The organism is uncultured Limnohabitans sp., from assembly GCF_937889215.1.
In the GTDB taxonomy this organism is placed as follows: domain Bacteria; phylum Pseudomonadota; class Gammaproteobacteria; order Burkholderiales; family Burkholderiaceae_C; genus Limnohabitans_A.
Map to the genome: position 1 here is coordinate 1 of NZ_CALBEX010000490.1, position 3715 is coordinate 3715.

Consider the following 3715-nt stretch of genomic DNA (forward strand, 5'->3'; position numbering starts at 1 on the left):
TTTGAAACACCTGATGAACCGGAGCCCCCGAACACACGGGGGCCTTCAGATCAGCGAACCACAGCGATCTGTGAGCGCTGGCCACCTTTGTAGGTGTACATGGTCAAGGCACCGTTTTTGATGTCGCCTTTTTCGTCAAAAGCGATGTCGCCGGTCACGCCTTTGTAGCTGATGCTCTTCAGAGCAGGCAAGTACTTGGCTGGATCGGCAGAACCGGCATTGACCATGGCCGTGGCCATGACCTTGACAGCGTCATAAACGTAAGGTGCATAGACTTGCACATCGGCATTGAACTTGGCTTTGAAGTCAGCGCGGAATTTGTCCATGCCGACTTTTTGTTCGCCTTCGACACCACCGGCTTCAGCACAAACCACAGCGTCGTCTTGCATGGCATCGCCAGCCAATTTGGCCAACTCGCTGGTGCAGATGCCGTCGCCGCCCATGAACTTGGCTTCGATGCCCAAGGATTTCATTTGGCGCAGCATAGGGCCGGCCACAGCGTCCATGCCGCCGAAGAACACGACGTCAGGCTTTTTGGCTTTCAGCGTGGTCAAGATGGCGTTGAAGTCAGAAGACTTGTCGGTGGTGAACTCGTGGCCTACGATGGTGCCGCCAGCGGCAGTGGCGCCCTTTTTGAATTCTTCAGCCACGCCTTGGCCGTAGGCGGTACGGTCGTCGATCACGGCGATGTTTTGGCCCTTGAGGGCTTCTACAGCGTACTTGCCCAAGGTGCCACCGAGTTGCACATCGTCAGCCACCACGCGGAACGCGCCAGCGTAGCCTTGACGGGTGTACTTGGGGTTGGTGGCCGATGGGGAGATCTGGGGGATGCCAGCACCGTTGTAAATTTGCGAAGCAGGAATGGTGGTGCCGGAGTTCAGATGGCCGATCACGCCGTTGACTTTGGCGTCAACCAGTTTTTGAGCAGCAGCGGTGCCCTGCTTGGGATCGGCGGCGTCGTCTTCAGCCAACAGCTCGAACTTGGCTGTCTTGTCACCAATTTTCAGGCCAGCGGCATTGAGCTCTTCGATGGCCATGCGGGCACCGTTCTCGTTGTCTTTGCCCAAGTGGGCAATGGCGCCGCTCATGGGGCCCACATGACCAATTTTGATCACCATTTCGTTGGATGCAACTTCTTTTTTACCGCAAGCGGCCAACAACACTGCCGCGACAGCGACAGAAACCACGGTCAATGAACGTGAACCAGACAATTTCATAGGAACTCCGAAGAATAAATTTGCTTCAATCAAGCAAGACAATAAGATACTTCAAAAAAGACCGTTTGCGATCACGCAAAAGCCCTAATGCGTTGATAAATCGGTAACAAAATTAAATTTCTTCGTACCCACGGGCCCGCTTTTCCCAGACTCCAACCAGGGTTCTCTGAACCAAATCGGCCGTGATGCGTTCAATCTCAGGCTTTAAATGGCTGACCAGCTCATCCGACATGGCCAGCAGCGCCCGTTTTTCAGCGACACGGGCTTCCAGCGCCAAGCGAACCGCGTCGGGCACCTCTTTCAACACCATCGATTGCGTCAAGGTCGGGATGGCGTCGTTCAAAGCAGGGTTTGCAGACAAATTCAAATCGGAAGAGGTCATGATGGGGTTGTCTTGGACAGGTCGTGTTGCAAAAGTTCGTAACCCAGGCTTTTGTAGTGCTTCCAGCGAAGGCGTGCTTGGGCGCGGCCATGGTCGTCGTTCGAGACCACCTCAATCAGGCGCTTGAACCGCTCAAACCCGGCTGGGACCTCGTCGCCCAAATTGACCAACACTTCGTCAAAACCCCATGCATGGGGGTCAGGCCCCAAGCCAACAGGCGAGGCTTGTTGAACTTCGGGCGGATCAGAAGGGGTGCAATGTGCCAAAAACGACTCCACCTGAAAGCGCCACAACTCGCCATCGAGCTGCGCCAAGGTAACGGGCGCACCGATCACGGCAATTCGCGAATCCTGCGCCCGAGCCTTGCGCAGAAGCCGACACGTATGCACAAGCCGCTCAGACGTGTTGAAGTGAAACTCGATGCGTGTCATTCTGAAATCAAGGCAAAGGCGGGCTTGGAATGGCGATCAGGTCTTGCGCGCAGCACGGACTTTGGTTTTGCCCCCTGTTTTGGCTTCTTTAGCCAATGGCTTGAGCGCCTTGGCTGGTGCTTTTGCCGTTGCTTTTAACGGCGCTGCCGCTGCTGAAGCGGCCAAACTTGTCAAATACTGCAGCAACAAGCCCACAGGGCGACCCGTGGCACCTTTGGCCGCACCGCTGCGCCAGGCGGTGCCAGCGATGTCCAGGTGAGCCCAAGTGAAGCTTTTGGCAAAGCGCTCCAGAAACTTGGCGGCTGTGACCGAGCCAGCGGCGCGGCCCGCCACGTTGGCCACATCAGCGAAACGCGACTTCAGGCCTTCGGCATAGTCGTCGTCCAAAGGCATGCGCCAGCAAGTGTCACCCGAAGTCTCACCCGCTTGCTGTAACTGATAGGCCAAGCCATCGTGGCTGGAGAACAAGCCCGTGCGCACCGCGCCCAGGGCAATCACACAGGCGCCTGTCAGCGTCGCAATGTCAATCACAGACTGAGGCTTGAAGCGCTCGGCATACGTCAGCGCATCGCACAGCACCAAACGGCCCTCTGCATCGGTGTTCAGGATCTCGATGGTTTGACCGCTCATGCTCGTGACCACGTCGCCGGGTTTGACCGCCATGCCATCGGGCATGTTTTCGGTGGCTGGAATCAAGCCCACCACATTGATCGCAGGCTTGAGCTCTCCCAACGCCTTGAACACACCCAGCACGCTGGCAGCACCGCCCATGTCGTATTTCATTTCATCCATTTCGGCCGCAGGCTTGATGGAAATGCCACCCGTGTCAAATGTGATGCCCTTGCCCACCAACACCACCGGAGCCTGTGAGGCGGCTGCGCCGTTGTAGCGCATCACAATGAAACGCAAGGGTTCGGCCGAGCCTTGGGCCACCGCCAAAAACGCCCCCATGCCCAGCTTGGCCACTTCTTTGGGGCCCAAGACCTCGCACTTGAAAGCACGACCCGTGGCCACCGACTTGGCCGCCTGCGCCAAAAGCGTGGGCGTGGCATGGTTGGCCGGGCGGTTGGCCCATTCTTTGGCAAACTCGACGCCGGCCACCAAAGCTTGGGCGTGGTTCACGGCTTGGTTCAGGGATGCACTGGGGTTGTCGCAGCTGACCTGCACTTGTTTGAGTGTGCGGGCCTTGGGCTTGCTCAGTGTGGTGGTGTAGCTGTAGCTGGCATCGGCCAAGCTCGTCAAGGCCAGTTGCAAGCCTTGGGGCGTGGCATCCCCCACCACATGCAGGCTCACACGCTTGATTTTGGCCGCCTTGATCGCATGCCAAGCCGCTTGCAAAGCACTGCGAATTTGACCGGCTTGGTTCTCTGCCGTACACGCCACCACCAAGTAACGCGGTGTGATGCCGGGTTGGTGATACAGCGTCAACACAGCGCCCGATTTCAGCTCAAAATCGCCTTGCTCAATGGCCGTGGCCACCCAGCGAGACACGGGGTCATGGGCCAGCGGATGCGGTACCGAAAGACTGGGCCACAACACAATCAAGGCGTCAGATGTCGCCTGAACCGCTTGGGAAAGAGAAAGCTTTTGGATTTCGAAGTTCATAATTCGGGTTTTCCTGTTTCGCCAATGTTATTCCATTCTTCTTTACGCAATGACCTTGCGCGCAATTTTGGCGCCACGCT

General features: G+C 57.2%; 4 protein-coding genes. All 4 read right to left on the reverse strand.

The features are described 5' to 3' along the window. Window positions 1-50 precede the first annotated feature (50 nt). Window positions 51-1217: a branched-chain amino acid ABC transporter substrate-binding protein gene (locus Q0341_RS12395; protein WP_299513800.1), complete on the reverse strand. Its 1167-nt coding sequence runs from the start codon at window positions 1215-1217 to the stop codon at window positions 51-53. Between the two features lie 112 nt (window positions 1218-1329). Then, the gene (locus Q0341_RS12400; protein WP_299513802.1) at window positions 1330-1599 is read right to left on the reverse strand and encodes a hypothetical protein; all 270 of its coding nucleotides are present in this window, start codon (window positions 1597-1599) and stop codon (window positions 1330-1332) included. Continuing rightward, window positions 1596-2030: a DNA polymerase III subunit chi gene (locus tag Q0341_RS12405; RefSeq protein WP_299513804.1), complete on the reverse strand. Its 435-nt coding sequence runs from the start codon at window positions 2028-2030 to the stop codon at window positions 1596-1598. The genes Q0341_RS12400 and Q0341_RS12405 overlap by 4 nt, the downstream gene beginning before the upstream one ends. A gap of 36 nt (window positions 2031-2066) precedes the next feature. After that, the gene (locus Q0341_RS12410) at window positions 2067-3635 is read right to left on the reverse strand and encodes a leucyl aminopeptidase (RefSeq protein ID WP_299513806.1); all 1569 of its coding nucleotides are present in this window, start codon (window positions 3633-3635) and stop codon (window positions 2067-2069) included. Between the last annotated feature and the right edge of the window lie 80 nt (window positions 3636-3715).

Coding starts and splice junctions, on each gene's coding strand:
- Q0341_RS12395 (WP_299513800.1), bottom strand. CDS start 1,217: ATGAAATTGTCTGGTTCACGTTCATTGACCGTGGTTTCTGTCGCTGTC.
- Q0341_RS12405 (WP_299513804.1), bottom strand. CDS start 2,030: ATGACACGCATCGAGTTTCACTTCAACACGTCTGAGCGGCTTGTGCAT.
- Q0341_RS12400 (WP_299513802.1), bottom strand. CDS start 1,599: ATGACCTCTTCCGATTTGAATTTGTCTGCAAACCCTGCTTTGAACGAC.
- Q0341_RS12410 (WP_299513806.1), bottom strand. CDS start 3,635: ATGAACTTCGAAATCCAAAAGCTTTCTCTTTCCCAAGCGGTTCAGGCG.